This window comes from Rhodococcus opacus, from assembly GCF_012396235.1.
Lineage (GTDB): Bacteria > Actinomycetota > Actinomycetes > Mycobacteriales > Mycobacteriaceae > Rhodococcus_F > Rhodococcus_F opacus.
Genome location: NZ_JAAXPA010000018.1, coordinates 107,235 through 122,585, shown reverse-complemented (window position 1 = coordinate 122,585; position 15,351 = coordinate 107,235). Strand labels below are relative to the sequence as shown.

General features: G+C 68.3%; 14 protein-coding genes. 5 read left to right on the top strand and 9 right to left on the bottom strand.

Annotated features, from left to right (window positions below; translation table 11 throughout):
- Positions 1 to 6: 6 nt before the first annotated feature.
- Positions 7 to 1,260: a multidrug effflux MFS transporter gene (locus HGB39_RS23375; RefSeq protein ID WP_005254250.1), complete on the bottom strand. Its 1,254-nt coding sequence runs from the start codon at positions 1,258 to 1,260 to the stop codon at positions 7 to 9.
- A 230-nt stretch (positions 1,261 to 1,490) separates the two neighbouring features.
- Here HGB39_RS23375 and HGB39_RS23370 point away from each other — a divergent pair, with 230 nt between their 5' ends.
- Entirely contained in the window at positions 1,491 to 2,177 is a 687-nt protein-coding gene (locus tag HGB39_RS23370; RefSeq protein ID WP_005561163.1) for a DNA alkylation repair protein, read from the top strand.
- 170 nt (positions 2,178 to 2,347) lie between these two features.
- Here HGB39_RS23370 and glnA read toward each other — a convergent pair whose 3' ends face one another.
- Positions 2,348 to 3,784 (bottom strand): type I glutamate--ammonia ligase, encoded by a 1,437-nt coding sequence (gene glnA, locus HGB39_RS23365; protein ID WP_005561162.1) that lies wholly within the window; start codon positions 3,782 to 3,784, stop codon positions 2,348 to 2,350.
- A gap of 211 nt (positions 3,785 to 3,995) precedes the next feature.
- Here glnA and HGB39_RS23360 point away from each other — a divergent pair, with 211 nt between their 5' ends.
- The gene (locus HGB39_RS23360; protein WP_005561161.1) at positions 3,996 to 4,472 is read left to right on the top strand and encodes an RDD family protein; all 477 of its coding nucleotides are present in this window, start codon (positions 3,996 to 3,998) and stop codon (positions 4,470 to 4,472) included.
- Positions 4,473 to 4,537: 65 nt separating this feature from the next.
- On the opposite strand, the gene HGB39_RS23355 is transcribed toward HGB39_RS23360, so the two are convergent.
- From HGB39_RS23355 to sucB, 5 genes are all read right to left on the bottom strand, one after another.
- Positions 4,538 to 5,296, bottom strand: a complete 759-nt coding sequence (locus tag HGB39_RS23355) for a DUF4191 domain-containing protein (protein ID WP_005247752.1) — start codon at positions 5,294 to 5,296, stop codon at positions 4,538 to 4,540.
- Between the two features lie 73 nt (positions 5,297 to 5,369).
- On the bottom strand, positions 5,370 to 6,380 hold the full coding sequence (gene lipA / locus HGB39_RS23350) for a lipoyl synthase (RefSeq protein ID WP_005561159.1): 1,011 nt from the start codon (positions 6,378 to 6,380) through the stop codon (positions 5,370 to 5,372).
- A 52-nt stretch (positions 6,381 to 6,432) separates the two neighbouring features.
- On the bottom strand, positions 6,433 to 7,209 hold the full coding sequence (gene lipB, locus HGB39_RS23345) for a lipoyl(octanoyl) transferase LipB (RefSeq protein WP_005561158.1): 777 nt from the start codon (positions 7,207 to 7,209) through the stop codon (positions 6,433 to 6,435).
- Between the two features lie 48 nt (positions 7,210 to 7,257).
- Positions 7,258 to 8,148: a TIGR01777 family oxidoreductase gene (locus tag HGB39_RS23340; protein ID WP_005561156.1), complete on the bottom strand. Its 891-nt coding sequence runs from the start codon at positions 8,146 to 8,148 to the stop codon at positions 7,258 to 7,260.
- A gap of 91 nt (positions 8,149 to 8,239) precedes the next feature.
- A complete protein-coding gene (sucB, locus tag HGB39_RS23335) occupies positions 8,240 to 9,946 on the bottom strand; it encodes a 2-oxoglutarate dehydrogenase, E2 component, dihydrolipoamide succinyltransferase (protein WP_064080157.1) in 1,707 nt (568 codons plus the stop codon).
- A gap of 329 nt (positions 9,947 to 10,275) precedes the next feature.
- Between sucB and HGB39_RS23330 the strand changes: the two genes are divergently transcribed.
- Positions 10,276 to 10,614, top strand: coding sequence for a hypothetical protein (locus HGB39_RS23330; protein ID WP_005561154.1), 339 nt, complete (start codon positions 10,276 to 10,278; stop codon positions 10,612 to 10,614).
- Positions 10,615 to 10,682: 68 nt separating this feature from the next.
- Here the strand turns inward: HGB39_RS23330 and HGB39_RS23325 are convergent, their stop codons facing one another.
- Positions 10,683 to 12,200, bottom strand: a complete 1,518-nt coding sequence (locus tag HGB39_RS23325) for a leucyl aminopeptidase (protein WP_005561152.1) — start codon at positions 12,198 to 12,200, stop codon at positions 10,683 to 10,685.
- 121 nt (positions 12,201 to 12,321) lie between these two features.
- Here HGB39_RS23325 and gcvT point away from each other — a divergent pair, with 121 nt between their 5' ends.
- Positions 12,322 to 13,422: a glycine cleavage system aminomethyltransferase GcvT gene (gene gcvT / locus HGB39_RS23320; RefSeq protein WP_005561151.1), complete on the top strand. Its 1,101-nt coding sequence runs from the start codon at positions 12,322 to 12,324 to the stop codon at positions 13,420 to 13,422.
- A 63-nt stretch (positions 13,423 to 13,485) separates the two neighbouring features.
- A complete protein-coding gene (locus tag HGB39_RS23315) occupies positions 13,486 to 14,589 on the top strand; it encodes a branched-chain amino acid aminotransferase (protein ID WP_005260097.1) in 1,104 nt (367 codons plus the stop codon).
- A 19-nt stretch (positions 14,590 to 14,608) separates the two neighbouring features.
- Here the strand turns inward: HGB39_RS23315 and HGB39_RS23310 are convergent, their stop codons facing one another.
- The gene (locus HGB39_RS23310; protein ID WP_064080156.1) at positions 14,609 to 15,349 is read right to left on the bottom strand and encodes an adenosylcobinamide-GDP ribazoletransferase; all 741 of its coding nucleotides are present in this window, start codon (positions 15,347 to 15,349) and stop codon (positions 14,609 to 14,611) included.
- Between the last annotated feature and the right edge of the window lie 2 nt (positions 15,350 to 15,351).

Genomic DNA, 15,351 nt, shown 5'->3' with positions numbered 1-15,351 from the left:
GTGAGGTCACCTCCGTTCTGGTCGTGGTGCAGGCGCGGCGGAGGGGGAACCCTGGGACCGCCGGGTGGACGTGGTGAGGAGCAGCAGGATCCCGGCTCCCGCGCCCAGGGTCAGGTACAGCCAGCCCAGCGGTGCCTGGCTGTTCTCCGGTAGTACTCCGGCGACGGCCATCGCCGCACTGACGACGAGATAGCAGGCCGCCGTGACGACCCCGCCGATCAGTCCGAGATTGCGGGTGAACAGTCCGAGAGCGAGCCCGTACATCTGCGGGCAGAGCACCCCGCATCCGGCGAGCGCGAGGCAGGCGCCGATCGTGATGGCCGGTGCGGTGACGACGGACAGCCCGGCCGTAACGGTGAGTACGAGCGCGCCCGCCACGAACACCCACCACGCGCCGAACGCGAGCCTGCGTGTGCCGACCCGGACAGCCAGCGCGCTGCAGGCGAGTTCGCCGACGAGGTTGGCGCCGCCCACGACGAGCGCCACCGCACCGTAGGCGGCCGGGGAGAATCCGAGAATCTGCTGGTAGAGGAAGGGCGCGACGACACCGAACACCATCTGTGCAGATGCCATCAGTCCGAACACGAGCACGAACCCCACGAAGATGCGGTGGCGCAGAGCCGCACCCAGCACCCGCGCCGCGGCGCCGACGTCGACCGGTGCCCGCAGTTCCGGTGGAAGCGTCTCCGGCAATCCCGCGACGACGAGGGGAACGGCCAGGGCCGCCAGAAGCGCGATCAGCCCGAACACCAGACGCCACGACATGAACTGCACCAGTACCCCACCCACGGCGGGTGCGAGAACGGGTGCCAGCCCCCACGCGGCCCCGAGGAGACCGGACACGGACGTGAGCCGGGCGCCGCGGTAGCAGTCGGCGGCGATCGCGTAGGCGAGGACGAGGCACGCGCACCCACCGATACCCTGCACGAATCTCAGACCGAGCAGGAGCGTGATGTTCTGCACGAGTGCGCATCCCACGCTGGTGACGACGAGGATCGCCAGGCAGGTCAGCAGAGTTCGCTTGCGGCCCACCGCATCCGCGATCAGTCCGACCGGAATGAACGCCAGGCTCATGCCCAGCATGTAGGCCGTCACCGTGTTCTGCACCACGGCCGCGGACGCGTCCAGGTCGAGCACCATCTGCGGCAATGCCGGGGTGTAGATGTCGAGCGGGATCTGGCTGAGCGGAATCACCAGCAGCAGAATGACCACGACACGGCGCGGAACCGGCACGCCGGACGGCGTCGTGGGCACTGACATCCCGCACCACCTGCTTCTCGACCCGAGGGGGCTGGAGAACGGAGCAAGTATCCCGCAAGGCGTCGACCGCACGCTCCGCAACGGTCCGTGTGGTCGGTTCCCTGGATCATACGACGCGGCCCGCGGCACTCGGGCGGGTTCCGGACCGCGCGGCCGGGGAGTGACGTACGAAACGACGGGGCCCGCGTCCGTCGTAGGCTGACTCTCCCAGGAACGGACAGGAGGCTCAGGTGGCCGAGACGACGCTGACCGAGACGACGGTCGCCGAGGTGATGGCCGAGCTGGCCGAGCTCGAGGACCCGAGGGCACGCGAGGTGAACGAGAAGCACGGTGACGATCACGGTGTGAACCTCGGCAAGCTGCGCGCGCTCGCGAAGAGGCTGAAGACGCAGCAGGAACTGGCGTGCCGGCTCTGGGAGACGGGTGACACCGCGGCGCGACTGCTGGCGATCCTGATCTGCCGCCCGAGGGTGTTCGAGCGTGACGAGTTGGACGTCATGGTGCGCGAGGCGCGCGCACCCAAGGTGCACGACTGGCTCGTGAACTACGTGGTGAAGAAGAACCCGCACTCCGAGGAGCTGCGCCTGGCGTGGTCCGCCGATCCGGATCCGGTGGTCGCGAGTGCCGGCTGGGCGCTGACCACCGAACGCGTGGCGAAGAAGCCCGAGGACCTCGACCTCGCGGGACTACTCGACGTCATCGAGGCGGAGATGAAAGACGCCCCGGATCGCCTGCAGTGGGCGATGAACCACTGCCTGGCTCAGATCGGGATCGAGCACGCGGAGCACCGCGCCCGCGCACTCGACATCGGTGAGCGCTTGGAGGTGCTGAAGGACTACCCGACGTCCCCGGGCTGCACGTCTCCGTACGCGCCCGTCTGGATCACCGAGATGGTGCGCCGACAGGGCGACAAGTAGAAGGTTCGCCCCGCGCCCGACCGCGCCCGGCCATCTGTGGCCGGACGCAGAAGAGCCCACCCGCGCCGCGATCGGTGTAGTGATCGCGGCGCGGGTGGGCTCGACCGAAGCTACTGCGTACCGGGGCGCTCTACCGAACGCCCCGACGCAGGTCAGCGGCTGCTGACGACTTACACGTCGTAGTACAGCTGGAACTCGTACGGGTGCGGACGCAGGTTGACCGGAGCGATTTCCTGCTCACGCTTGAGCGAGATCCACGTCTCGATCAGGTCGGACGTGAACACGCCACCCTCGGTGAGGTAGTCGTGATCTGCCTCGAGGCGATCGATGACGGCCGACAGGCTGGTGGGAGCCTGCGGGATGTTGCGGGCCTCCTCCGGCGGGAGCTCGTAGAGGTCCTTGTCGACGGGAGCCTGCGGCTCGATCTTGTTCTTGATGCCGTCCAGGCCGGCCATCATCTGCGCCGCGAAGTTCAGGTAGGGGTTACCCGAGGAGTCGGGGGCGCGGAACTCGAGGCGCTTGGCCTTCGGGTTGTTGCCGGTGATCGGGATACGCACGGCCGCCGAGCGGTTGCGCTGGCTGTACACGAGGTTGATGGGGGCTTCGTAGCCCGGCACCAGACGGTGGTACGAGTTGATCGTCGGGTTGGTGAACGCCAGCAGCGACGGTGCGTGGTGCAGGATGCCGCCGATGTAGTGACGCGCCATGTCGGACAGACCCGCGTAGCCGGCCTCGTCGTGGAACAGCGGCTTGCCGTCCTTCCACAGCGACTGGTGGACGTGCATACCCGAACCGTTGTCACCGAACAGCGGCTTCGGCATGAAGGTGGCCGACTTGCCGTGCTGCCAGGCGGTGTTCTTCACGATGTACTTGAACAGCTGCAGGTCGTCCGCGGCCGCGAGCAGCGTGTTGAACTTGTAGTTGATCTCCTGCTGGCCGCCGGTGCCCACCTCGTGGTGGCCGCGCTCGAGCTCGAAGCCCGCGTTCTGCAGGTTGGTGGAGATCTCGTCGCGCAGGTCGACGTAGTGGTCGTACGGAGCGACGGGGAAGTATCCACCCTTGGGGCGGACCTTGTAGCCCAGGTTGGGGCTGCCGTCGGCGTTCACGTCGTTGCCGGTGTTCCAGGAACCCGAGATGGAGTCGACCTCGTAGAACGCGCCGTTGATGCCGGAGTCGTAGCGGACCGAGTCGAAGATGTAGAACTCGGCCTCGGCGCCGAAGAAGGCGGTGTCGGCGATGCCGGTCGACTTCAGGTATTCCTCGGCCTTGCGCGCGACGTTACGCGGGTCGCGGCTGTAGGACTCACGCGTGAACGGGTCGTGCACGAAGAAGTTGATGTTCAGCGTCTTGGCGGCGCGGAACGGGTCGAGCTGGGCGGTGGCGACGTCGGGAAGGAGCATCATGTCCGACTCGTGGATCGACTGGAAGCCGCGGACGGACGAACCGTCGAACGCGAGGCCGTCCTCGAAGACGTCCTGGTTGAACGCGGACGCCGGGATCGAGAAGTGCTGCTGCACGCCCGGCAGGTCGCTGAACCGGATGTCGACATATTCGACGTTCTCGTCCTTGATGAACTTGATGACCTCTTCGGCCGTGGTGAACGCCACGCTTGTGCTCCTTAAGTCGCTTCAGCCAAGTGGATATTGGCGAATTCGTCGAGCCAGACGGTAAGGACTTGGTGTTGCCCGCTGGTCAACCTTTTGTTTCGCCCGTGTTACGCGTCGAATCTTCCTGGGCTTTTGCACCGGCTGTGACTGCGCACACAGCCCAAAGCTCCGGTGTGAGGTCCTCGGAGAGTCGACGCCTATCCTGGACAGCATGGCACGTATCACCGGTTCCTGGCTTTCCGGACCTTCGGCTGCCCTGCCGAACGGCGCGGACGAGACGAAGCAGTCCTTCCGGGGCGAGCGCCTCGGCCTGCAGGCGGAAGGTCCCGGTTCACTCGCGAGCACGGGCCGCCGTCTCGCCGCTCTGATGATCGACTGGGTGTCGTCGGCGGGCGTCGCGGCACTGATCATCGGCGACAACTTCTTCGAGGGTCCGTTCTCGACCTTCACTCTGCTGGTCTGGTTCGTCGTCGGTATCGCCACGGTGTCGCTGTTCTCCTTCACACCGGGGCAGCTGTTCCTCGGCATGCAGGTGGCGCGGGTGGACGGGCCCGCCCGGGTCGGCTTCGTCCGGGCCCTGGTGCGTCAGGCGCTGCTCGTGTTCGTCGTGCCCGGGACCATCACGGACATCGACGGTCGCGGCATGCAGGACCGGGCCACCGGCACCGCGCTGGTTCGCACCCGCTGACCCCGCAGAACGTCTTCCGCCCGATGTCGGATCGACATCGGGCGGAGTAGTGGGGCGACAGGCTTCTAGCGACGACGGATGGTGCGCTGCACGCCGCGCATCTTCGCGCCGCCGGGCATCGGACCCTTGGGCAGTGCGGCACCGCCACCGCGGCTGCTGAGCGCGGCGAGCCGCGACTCGATGGCGTCCATCCGCTTGGTGTCGATGTTCTTCGGGAGCTTGTTCAGATGCTTCTGCAGCTGCGACAGCGGGACCTGGCCCTCGTCGTTGCCGATGACGATGTCGTAGATCGGGGTGTCGCCGACGAGGCGCGCCGTCTTCTTCTTCTCCTGGGCCAGGAGCGACTTCACGCGTTGCGGCGATCCCTCGGCGACGAGGATGACGCCGGGACGTCCGATCACGCGGTGAACGGCGTCGAGCTGCGTGGTGCCCGCGACCGCGCTGGTCACGCGCCAGGAGCCCTGCATGTTGTCGAGCGCCCACGCGGCCGCGCCCGCCTGGCCCTCGGCCTTGCCGTACACCGTCTTCTGGACGCGCCGGCCGAAGATGATGAAGGCCCCGAGCACGCCGAGGAGGAGACCGATCGGGAGGAGGAACCACTGGAGGCCCCAGATCAGACCGACGAGGAAGAACACCACCGCGAGTCCGATGAGCGTGCCGAGCATGAGCGGCAACAGCAGCTTGTCTTCCTTGCGCTGCATCTGGAACGCCTGCCAGAGCTGAGTTCTGCGTTCCTTCGACGCCTGCCTGCGGGCTGCCTTGGCGGCTGCCTTTGCTTCTTTACTGGGTTTGCCCGCTTTACCGGATTTACTGCCGTTCGCCATGCTCTTCAGGATACGTCCCTGGCCGTGCGCGGTGATGACCCGTCCGGTGTCGACCACCGCGCACGCGGGGAGGTCAGCGGGCGAGCCGCGCCATGAGGGAACTTGCCTCCTGCGACGCATCGCCGCTTTCGGTGAGATGTGCCTGTCCTGCAGGCAATTCGCGGCCGTGGTGGGCCATCGCCTGTGCGTAGAGGCGGCCGGCGCGGTAGGAGGAGCGGACGAGGGGTCCGGCCATGACGCCGGCGAAGCCGATTTCCTCGGCGGTCTTGGAGTGCTCGACGAATTCCTCGGGCTTGACCCACCGTTCGACCGGGTGGTGGCGGGGGGAGGGACGCAGGTACTGGGTGATGGTGATGATGTCGCAGCCGGCGTCGTGCAGGTCGTGCAACGCCTGGGTGACCTCGTCGGGGGTTTCGCCCATGCCGAGGATGAGGTTGGACTTGGTGACGAGGTTGTCTTCGCGGGCGGCGGTGATCACGTCGAGGCTGCGCTGGTAGCGGAACGCGGGCCGGATCCGTTTGAAGATGCGGGGGACGGTTTCGACGTTGTGGGCGAGCACCTCGGGGCGGGTGGAGAACACCTCGGCGAGCTGGTCGGGTTTGGCGTTGAAGTCGGGGATGAGCAGTTCGACGCCGGTGCCGGGGTTGAGCTGGTGGATCAGGCGGACGGTTTCGGCGTAGAGCCAGGCGCCGCCGTCGGGGAGGTCGTCGCGGGCGACGCCGGTGATGGTGGAGTAGCGCAGTCCCATCGCCTGGACGGATTCGGCGACGCGGCGGGGTTCGTCGCGGTCGAGGTCGTCGGGTTTGCCGGTGTCGATCTGGCAGAAGTCGCAGCGGCGGGTGCATTGTTCACCGCCGATGAGGAAGGTCGCCTCGCGGTCTTCCCAGCATTCGTAGATGTTGGGGCAGCCGGCTTCTTCGCAGACGGTGTGCAAACCCTCGCGCTTGACGAGGCTTTTGAGCTCGGAGTATTCCGGGCCCATCTTCGCTCTCGTCTTGATCCAGTTCGGTTTGCGTTCGATCGGAGTCTCCGCATTTCGGATCTCGAGGCGGAGCAATTTGCGTCCTTCTGGGGCCACAGTCACGGAGACGATCGTACGCCCGGCCCGTCGCGCCCGGCGGGCCGGGGAGCGGAGGTCAACCGTACTGAACAGTAGTGAAGGTGGGCGCGGAGGACGTCGTCCCGGCGGCGGCGGAGTCGAACGTGACCCGCTCGATGTCGTGTTCGGTCACCGGAAGTTCGCCGTCGAGCGCGGCGACGACGGCCGCCGTGACGACGGGCGTGACCTCCTCGACAGTGACGTCGCGGCCCAGTTCCCGCGACAGCGACGTGACCCCGGCGTCGCGGATACCGCACGGGATGATCGCGTCGAACCCCGTGAGAACGGAATTGCAGTTGAGCGAGAAGCCGTGGAGTGCGACACCACGCTGTACCCGCACGCCGATGGCCGCCACCTTGCGCTCGGGCAGCCACTGCCCGTTGTCGAGGGACGCCGGCAGCCACACACCGGAGCGACCGTCGACCCGGCCGCAGTCGACGCCGAGGTCGGTGCACACGGTGATCAGTGCCTGCTCGAGCCGGCGCACGTACCGCACGACGTCGACCGGTTCGGCCAGCTTGACGATCGGGTAGCCCACCAGCTGACCCGGACCGTGCCAGGTGATCTTCCCGCCGCGGTCGACGTCGATGACGGGAGTGCCGTCGGTCGGACGGTCCTCGGGTTCGGTCCGGCGCCCCGCGGTGTAGACGGCCGGGTGTTCGAGCAGGAGCAGCGTGTCGGTACCCACGTTCTCGGCGCGTTCGGCCGCCAGCTCGCGCTGTCGATCCCAGGCGTCGACGTACCCGATCGTGCCGAGATGTTCGACGGAAATCGGGGAGGGGCTGAAACGGGCGGATTGTGTCGCGCTGCTCATGCGCTAGAGGTTACGCCGGGGCTGCGGCCGCACCGGCACGACCTGGGTTCACTGCACGAGGGCGGCGTCGAGCGCTTCCCCGATGGTGTTGTGCCGGAACCGGAATCCCGCATTCTCGAGCACCGTGGGTATCGCGCGCTGTCCGGCCAGAATGCCCTCCTGCGCAAACTCTCCGACCAGCGCGCTGAGCGCGAACCCGGGAACGATCCACGGTGCGGGGCGGTGCAGCGTCCGCGCGACCGCGCCGTTGAACTGGGCGTTGGTGACGGGCGCCGGGCCGGTGACGTTCACGGGGCCGGCGACGTCGTCGCGGGTGAGGACGAACTTGATCGCATCGACCTCGTCCTCCAACGAGATCCACGACAGGTACTGGCGGCCGTTGCCGAGCCGGCCGCCGAGCCCGAACGTGTACAGCGTCTTCAGCCTGCCGAGCAGGCCGCCGTGGGGAGAGAGGACGATGCCGCTCCGCAGCAGAACCGTCCGGATCTTCGAGGTGTCGGCGGGGGCTGTCGCGGCCTCCCAGTCGCGGCAGGTGTCCGCGAGGAAACCCGTCCCGGAGGGCGAGGTCTCGTCGACGACCCGATCGCCGGTGTCGCCGTAGTAGCCGACCGCGCTCGCATTCACGAACACGGGCACCGCGGCCTCCGCGACGCCCTCGGCCAGGACGTCGGTGGCGGCGATGCGACTGTCCCGGATCAGTTGCTTGTACGCCCCGGTCCAGCGTTTGTCGCCGACCCCGACGCCGCACAGATTCACGACCGCATCCGCGTCCGCGAGGATCCCCGTGTCGATCCGGTCCTTCTGCGGATCCCAGCGTGACTCGTCGGGACCCGCGGACGACCGGCGGACGAGGCGGACGACGTCGTGACCGTCGCCGCGGAGAGACGAGACGAGAGCGGTGCCAATCAGCCCGGAGGAACCGGCGATGACCACTCGCATGTGCAACAGCCTCCTTCACAGCGCAGGGGCACCATCCCTGATGGAAATGGTGCCCCTGCGAAACTACGTTCGGCTCGAAGTCCGGTGACGATCAGAGGCCGAGGTCGGCCTCGAACGCTCCCTGCTCCAGACGCTGCTTGATCGTGGTCAAGAAGCGGCCGGCGTCGGCGCCGTCGACGAGGCGGTGATCGTAGGTGAGCGGCAGGTAGCACATCGAGCGGACGCCGATGCTTTCACTGCCGGACTCGTCGGTCACGACCACGGGACGCTTGACGATCGCGCCGGTTCCGAGCATCGCGGCCTGCGGGGGCACGAGGATCGGGGTGTCGAACAGGGCGCCCTGGCTGCCGATGTTCGTGATCGTGAACGTGCCACCGGACAGCTCGTCCGGCTTGAGCCCACCGGAGCGGGCGCGCTTGGCGATGTCCGCGATCGCGCGGGCCAGGCCGGCCAGCGACAGGTCGCCGGCGTTGTGGATCACGGGGGACAGCAGGCCCTGGTCGGTGTCGACCGCGATGCCCAGGTGCTCGGCGTCGTAGTAGGTGATCTGCTTGTTCGCCTCGTCGTAGCTGGCGTTGATGTTCGGGTGCGACTTCAGCGCCTCGACGACGGCCTTCGCGAAGAACGGGAGGAACGTGAGCTTGACGCCCTCGCGCTCGAGGAAGGTGTTCTTGGCCTGCGCGCGCAGGGCCGCGATCTTGGTGACGTCGATCTCGAAGGTCTGGGTGAGCTGCGCCGTGGTCTGCAGCGACTCCCGCGTCTTCGTGGCGGTGATCTGACGAATCCGGTTGGCCTTCTGCGTGGTTCCGCGCAGGTGGGCCAGTTCGGGGCGGACCCCGGCGGAGGCGGCTGCGGGAGCGGCGGCAGCAGGCGCGGCAGCGGCGGCCGGTGCCTTCTTGGCCTCGGCGGCAGCGAGGACGTCCTGCTTACGGATGCGGCCACCGACTCCGGTGCCCGTCACCGAGGACAGGTCGACGTTGTTGTCCGTGGCGAGCTTGCGCACCAGCGGGGTGACGTACGGGGTGCTGTCTCCGGACGTGGCCGCGGGAGCGGGTGCGGCGGCTGCGGGAGCAGGCGCGGATGCTGCCGGTGCACTCTTGGCGGGCTCGGGCTTCGCGGGCTCCGGGGCCGGAGCGGGCTTCGCGGGCTCGGGGGTCGGCTCGGGCTTCGGTTCCGCGGCCGGCTTGGCGGCGGGTGCACCCGAACCGATGACGGCGAGCTGACCGCCGACGGAAACGGTGTCGTCTTCCTCGGCGCTGATCTCGAGGAGAGTACCGGCGACGGGGGACGGGATCTCCGTGTCGACCTTGTCGGTGGACACCTCGACGAGCGGCTCGTCCACGGCGACCTCGTCGCCGACGGCCTTGAGCCAGCGGGTGACGGTGCCCTCGGTGACGGACTCGCCCAGTTCGGGCATCTTCACGGCGGTGCCCTCGGCGGAACCGTTGCCGGATGCTGCGGGCGCGGGCTCGGCGGCCGGCGCCTCCGCGGCGGGAGCCGGCTCTGCGGCGGGCTCTTCGGCGGCGGGTGCGGGAGCGGAGTCGGAGGCAGGAGCCTCACCGGCGTCGCCGATCACGGCAAGCTCGCCACCGATTTCCACGGTGTCGTCTTCCTGAGCAACGATCTTGCTGAGAACGCCGGCCACGGGAGACGGGATTTCCGTGTCCACCTTGTCCGTGGAGACTTCGAGCAAGGGTTCGTCAACTTCGACCGTGTCTCCTTCCTGCTTGAGCCACCGCGTGACAGTTCCCTCGGTGACACTCTCACCAAGCGCTGGCATCTGGACGGAGAAGGCCATGTCTTTTGACTCCTCGACAGTTGTGTTCGGGTTGTTGAATTTTGTCGACTTGTGGTCGTGAACCATTGTGCTTCGAGATGCACGTGTCTTGCGTCTACTTGCAGGTAATTCCGATTCGTCGTCACCCACTCGCTGTGTCGGCGCTCCACATCTTTCCATTGATCCGGCGGGCGTGTCCGCCGAGGGGCACCCGTCGGGGACTCCGGTGTGTCGCGACGTAATCGCTACCGGCCAGTAGTTTTCGTGTGCGGCGGAAACCGGGCGTTCGCTGGCAAACTTGGAGGACAGTCGCCGGCATCGTCGGGCGCACGCACTCGAGGAGGCTCGACGTGGGGTTGTTCGACCGATTCTCGCGGCCTCGGTCCGGTCGATCTCAGGCGTCCCCCGAGGACGCCGCGTATCTCGCGAACTGGACTCGCACGCACCCCGGTGTGGAGGCCTACGTGGAACCTCAGACGACGGTGACGGAAGTCACTGTCGTGCTTGTTGCGGCGGACGGCGAGTGGACCCGGCGCCGGGTGGGCGGTGAACGCGGCGCCCGCAAACTCGGCGAGGACCTCCGCATCCCCGTGTACGACGTCCGCAAGACCGGCTACCCGCAGCGGATGCGCGATCACGACGCGCGGCGCCGTATCGAGCGGAAGCGCGAGCGCGAGCGCGACCTGTAGGCGGCTTCGCCGCCCGTGCGCCTTTCTGGTTGTTCCAGCTACCGGAAAGGCGCACGGGCGCGGAGCGCCTACCCGTTGGCGGCGATGTCCTCGATCACCGAGATCATGGTGCGCACGGGCACCCCGGTGCCGCCGCGGCCGGTGTATCCCCACGGTCCCGACGAGTTGTACGCCGGTCCGGCGACGTCGATGTGCGCCCACTGCACGCCGTCGGCGACGAACTCCTTGAGGTACAGGGCCGCCGCGAGCATGCCGCCCCAGCGATGGTTGGTGACGTTGGCGAGGTCGGCGACCTTCGAATCGAGGTCCGAGCGCAGTTCGGCGGGCATCGGCATGGCCCACGCGTTCTCACCGATCTCCTGGGAGATGGCGGCGACGCGGTCGCGGAACTGGTCGGTGCCCATCACACCGGGCGTCCGGTTGCCCAGTGCCACCATCTGCGCGCCGGTGAGGGTCGCGGTGTCGATGAGGTAGTCGGGGTCGTCCTCGCACGCGCGGACGATGGCGTCGGCGAGGACGAGACGTCCCTCCGCGTCGGTGTTGATGACCTCCACCGTGGTGCCGCCGTACTGGGTGAGGACGTCGCCGGGACGCTGCGCGGTGGACGACGGCATGTTCTCGGCCATCGGGACGGTGGCGGTGACGTCGACGGGCAGTCCGAGCTTGGCGGCGAGGACCACGGTGGCGACAACGGCTGCGGCGCCGCCCATGTCGGACGTCATGTTCTCCATGCCTGCGGCGGGCTTGATGGAGATGCCGCCGGTGTCGAACGTGATGCCCTTGCCGACGAGCGCGACCTTGGGGGCGTTCCGCTTCTTGGCGGAGTAGCTCAGCCGGACCAGCCGCGGCAGACGAGACGAGCCCTTGCCCACCCCGAGGATGCCGCCGTACCCGTTCTTTTCGAGCGCCTTCTCGTCGAGGACCTCGACCTTCAGTCCGGCGTCGGTGCCGAGAGCCTTTGCGCGGTCGGCGAATTCGGCGGGGAAGAGGTGGCTCGGGGGAGTGTTGACGAATTCGCGCGCAGTGGCGACGGCGTCGGCGATTGCCGCGGAGCGCGCGAGGGTCTCCTTCGACTCCTTCGCACGCGGAGACGACACCAGCAGCTCCACCCGCGAGACAGGTTGTGCGTCCGGGCCGGGAGCGGATTTCGCGGACTTGAACTCGTTGAAGCGGTACGCGCCGAGGGCGAAACCTTCGGCTGCGGCACCGAGATCGAGCACGGACAGGGTGGTCGCGACGGTGCCGACGCCACTGAGTGAACGCGCCGCGGCGCCCGCGGACTTGCGGATCTGCTCGGCGTCGAGCTTCTCGGCCGAACCGAGTCCGACGGCGAGCACACTGTCGACCGGAAGCGTGTCGGGTGCCGGGATGCGGGTCGTCTCCTCCGCCTTGCCGGAGGCGCCGACCGCGACGAGTTTGTCGAGCAGATCGGTCAGCACCGATTCGTCGACGATGCCGTCGCCGAGGGCGATTTCGGGTCCGTCCGAGCTCGACGTCAACCCGATCACCAGCACGTCCACCCGCTTGCCGACAGTGCCGGCCAGGGCGAGTTGTGGTCCGAGGGGTCGGGCTGTGTGAGTGCTCACGGTGTCTCTCCTGCAGCGGTTCGGGATCGGGTGGTGTCGGATGGTTGACGTCCGTTCCGATGGTAGTGCTCGTCCGCCGTCGCCTACCCGGTGCGCCCGGGGGTCGGATAAGTTGAGGCCCATGACCGAGGAGCAGTTGTCCCAAGGCCCCGTCCACGCCGTTCACGTCGAACTCGGGGCCACGTTCGCTCCCTTCGGCGGCTGGGAGATGCCCGTCTCGTACGCCGGTGTCGTCGCCGAACACACCGCGGTGCGCGAGTCGGTGGGGGTGTTCGACGTCAGCCACCTCGGCAAGGCCCTCGTGCGGGGCAGCGGCGCCGCAGCCTTCGTGAACTCGGCGCTGACCAACGATCTCGACAAGATCGGTCCCGGCAAGGCGCAGTACACGCTGTGCTGCACGCCGTCGGGCGGAGTGATCGACGATCTGATCGCCTACTACGTGAGCCCCGACGAGGTGTTCCTCGTCCCCAACGCGGCCAACACCGCGGACGTGGTCGCGGCACTGGCCGCCACGGCGCCCGAGGGCGTCACCGTGGAGAACCAGCACCGGGACTTCGGTGTGATCGCCGTCCAGGGCCCGAAGTCGGCGGACGTACTCACCGCCCTCGGCCTGCCCACCGACATCGAGTACATGGCCTTCGCGGACGCCACCTGGGACGGGGTCCCCGTCCGCGTGTGCCGCAGCGGGTACACCGGCGAGGTCGGGTTCGAACTGCTGCCGCGCTGGGAGGACAGCGAGAAGCTGTTCCGGGCCGCGGTCGAGCAGGTCCGCGCCCACGGCGGCCAGGTCGCCGGTCTCGGCGCCCGGGACACGCTGCGCACCGAGATGGGATACCCACTGCACGGGCACGAACTGTCGCTGGAGATCTCCCCGCTCGAGGCGCGATGCGGCTGGGCGATCGGGTGGAAGAAGCCGAAGTTCTGGGGCAAGGAGACGCTCACCGACGAAAAGGAGTCCGGCCCGGCGCGCACGCTGTGGGGCATCAAGGCGATGGACCGCGGGGTTCTCCGCGCCGGTCAGACCGTGCTGCGCGACGGCGAGTCGATCGGCGAGACCACGTCGGGCACGTTCTCGCCCACGCTCAAGGTCGGGATCGCATTGGCGCTGCTCGACTCCGGAGCCGGCGTGTCGGCGGGAGACGAGATCGCCGTGGACGTCCGGGGACGCTCCCTGCGCGCCGAGGTGGTGTCTCCGCCGTTCGTGGAGATCAACACCAAGTAAGCGCCTGTCGCGGACGACCTGTCGGCCGTGGGGCGGCGGAAGGCGTTCGATAAGATCACGGGCATGACAGGTGTCACCGAGTTCGTTCGCGTCCCGCATCCCGCCCTCACCTCCGACGAGGTACGGCGAGAGATACTGGCGGCGCCCGGATTCGGTCGGTACTTCACGGACCACATGGTGTCGATCACCTACTCCACGGAGCTCGGCTGGCACGACGCCAAGGTGGAACCGTACGGGCCGCTCCAGCTCGACCCCGCCGCGATGGTGCTGCACTACGGGCAGGCCATCTTCGAGGGGCTGAAAGCGTACCGGCAGCCCGACGGCGGCATCTCGACGTTCCGCCTCGAGGCGAACGCCGAACGACTCGCGACGTCGGCGCGTCGTCTCGCGATGCCGGAACTACCGGAGGAGTTGTTCGTCAAGTCGATCACCGAACTGCTCGAGCTGGATCACGAATGGGTGCCCGCCGCCGGTGGTGAGGACGCGCTGTACCTTCGCCCGTTCATGTTCTCCACCGAGGCCGGACTCGGTGTGCGTCCGGCCGACGAGTACCGCTACCTGCTGATCGCCTCGCCCGCAGGCGCCTACTTCCCGCGTGGAGTGAAGCCGGTCAGCGTGTGGCTGTCGACGGAATACGTGCGCGCCGCACCCGGTGGCACCGGCGCCGCGAAATTCGCGGGTAACTACGCGGCTTCGCTTCTCGCGCAGGCGCAGGCCGCCGACGAGGGTTGCGACCAGGTGGTGTGGCTCGACGCCATCGAACGGTCGTACGTGGAGGAGATGGGCGGCATGAACCTCTTCTTCGTGTTCGGCTCCGGATCCGACGCCCGCCTCGTGACGCCGTCCCTGTCCGGTTCGTTGCTGCCGGGTATCACCCGTAACTCGCTGCTGACCCTCGCGACCGACGCCGGTTTCGCGGTGGACGAGCGTCGGATCAGCACCGACGAATGGCGCACCAAGACCAAGTCGGGCGAGATCACCGAGGTGTTCGCGTGCGGTACGGCGGCGGTCATCACGCCTGTCGGCCGGGTCAAGTCGGCCGAGGGTGAGTTCACGATCGCCGACGGCGAGCCCGGCGAGGTCACCATGGCCCTGCGCGACACGCTGACCGGCATTCAGCGGGGAACGTTCGCCGACACCCACGGGTGGATGACGAAACTGCGCTGATCTCGGTTTCGGCGGTCGCTCAGAACGTGAGACCGATCGCCGAGATGGTGACGGTGATCTCGAGCACGGCGCCGAGCACGTCGCCGTTGAGGCCGGCGAATCGCCGGACGCAGTGAGCCACCAGGAACGCGGTGAGCGTCAGCGCGACTGCCACGACGATCGGTCCCTGCCACCACGGCGAGGTGCACCACGCGGCCGCCGCGAGGAGCGGAACGGTCCAGGCGATGCCGGTCCACGGTGACTGGGTCTCGGCGACCAGTGCGCCGAATCCTTCCGTCGACGACGCGGGAATTCCGCGCCGGCAGGCGAAGACGACCGCCACCCGCCCGGCCGCCACGGCGACGGCCACGCACGCGAATTGTCCTGCGGCGGCCAGAGATCCGAACGCCAGTCCCTGCGCGCCCAGGCAGATCACCAGGGCGCACACCCCGAACGGGCCCGCGCCGCCGCTGTGCATCACGGCCCGCGCCCGCTCCGGCGGCCCGTAACAGCCGAGCCCGTCGACGGTGTCGGACAGACCGTCGATGTGCATCCCCCGGGTGGCGAGAGCGTGTGCACCCACCGTCATCAGGCCGGCGAGGGCGGGGTCGAGACCGGCGGACACGAGCGCCCACAGCAGCACCGCGGCCAGGACTCCCAGCGCGACCCCGGTCACCGGCGCCGCCCGGATCGCGCGGCGGCCCGACACGCGGTCCACGGAATCCGGTCCGCGCAGGGGGAGGACCGTCAGCCAGGAGAACGCGAGCAGTACGCCCGACACGG

Bases quoted from the DNA above. Each gene is read 5' to 3' on its own strand.
- lipB (WP_005561158.1), bottom strand. From the start codon at position 7,209: ATGAGCAGCGCGACACAATCCGCCCGTTTCAGCCCCTCCCCGATTTCC.
- HGB39_RS23355 (WP_005247752.1), bottom strand. From the start codon at position 5,296: ATGGCGAACGGCAGTAAATCCGGTAAAGCGGGCAAACCCAGTAAAGAA.
- HGB39_RS23315 (WP_005260097.1), top strand. From the start codon at position 13,486: ATGACAGGTGTCACCGAGTTCGTTCGCGTCCCGCATCCCGCCCTCACC.
- sucB (WP_064080157.1), bottom strand. From the start codon at position 9,946: ATGGCCTTCTCCGTCCAGATGCCAGCGCTTGGTGAGAGTGTCACCGAG.
- gcvT (WP_005561151.1), top strand. From the start codon at position 12,322: ATGACCGAGGAGCAGTTGTCCCAAGGCCCCGTCCACGCCGTTCACGTC.
- HGB39_RS23375 (WP_005254250.1), bottom strand. From the start codon at position 1,260: ATGTCAGTGCCCACGACGCCGTCCGGCGTGCCGGTTCCGCGCCGTGTC.
- HGB39_RS23340 (WP_005561156.1), bottom strand. From the start codon at position 8,148: ATGCGAGTGGTCATCGCCGGTTCCTCCGGGCTGATTGGCACCGCTCTC.
- HGB39_RS23360 (WP_005561161.1), top strand. From the start codon at position 3,996: ATGGCACGTATCACCGGTTCCTGGCTTTCCGGACCTTCGGCTGCCCTG.